This window comes from Streptomyces niphimycinicus (assembly GCF_018883605.1).
In the GTDB taxonomy this organism is placed as follows: domain Bacteria; phylum Actinomycetota; class Actinomycetes; order Streptomycetales; family Streptomycetaceae; genus Streptomyces; species Streptomyces niphimycinicus.
The window spans coordinates 1-982 of the sequence record NZ_JAHLEM010001142.1; the positions used below are offsets into that span (position 1 = coordinate 1).

General features: G+C 74.8%; 1 protein-coding gene. It reads left to right on the plus strand.

The window, feature by feature from the left end:
- Positions 1-982: polyketide synthase dehydratase domain-containing protein (locus tag KN815_RS48285; RefSeq protein WP_216348095.1), on the plus strand; the 982-nt coding region annotated here is incomplete at both ends.

Sequence of the window (982 nt, forward strand, 5' to 3'; positions counted from 1 at the left end):
CGCACTGTCGAGCTGGAGGGCGCGGTCCGCCGTCTGCTGGACGAGGGCTTCGGTGCCTTCATCGAGTCCAGCGCGCACCCCGTGCTGACCATGGGTGTGCAGGAGACGGCCGAGAGCGCGGGCCGTGAGGCTGCCGCGATCGGGTCGTTGCGCCGTGACGAGGGCGGTCTGGACCGCTTCTGGACCTCGCTCGGCGAGGCGTGGACGCGCGGCGTCAGCGTCGACTGGCAGGCGGTGTACGAGGGGACCGGCGCGGAGCGCGTCGAGCTGCCCACGTACGCCTTCCAGCACGAGCGCTACTGGATCGAGGTCCCGCTCTCGGTGGGCGATGTCGCCTCCGCCGGGCTTGGCGCCGCCGGGCATCCGCTGCTGGGCGCCGCCGTCGAACTGCCGGACTCCGACGGCTTCCTGCTCACCGGGCGGCTCTCCCTCCAGACCCACCCCTGGCTCGCCGACCATGCCGTGTCCGGCACCGCGCTGCTGCCGGGGACGGCCTTCGTGGAACTGGCGATCCGCGCCGGTGACCAGGTCGGCTGCGAGCTGCTGGAGGAGCTGACCATCGAGGCGCCGCTGATCCTGCCCGGCCGGGGCGGGATCCAGCTCCGGCTGACCGTCGGCGCGGCCGACGCGAGCGGCCGACGGACGCTGGAGGTCTACTCCCGCCCGGAGCCGGACGCGGACCGGGGCGACGCCTCGGACCAGCCCTGGATCCGTCACGCCAGCGGCGTCCTGGCCTCCGGTGACGCTACGGACGGCGGCGCGGACCTGTCCGTATGGCCGCCCGCCGAGGCCGTCGCCCTCGACGTGGACGACCTCTACGAGCGGTTCGCGGCGGGCGGCTTCGGCTACGGCCCGGCGTTCCAGGGGCTGGGCGCAGCCTGGCGGCGCGGCGAGGAGGTCTTCGCCGAGCTGCGCCTGGAGCAGCGGCAGCACGCCGACGCCGCGCTGTTCGGACTGCATCCGGCGCTGCTGGACGCCGCGC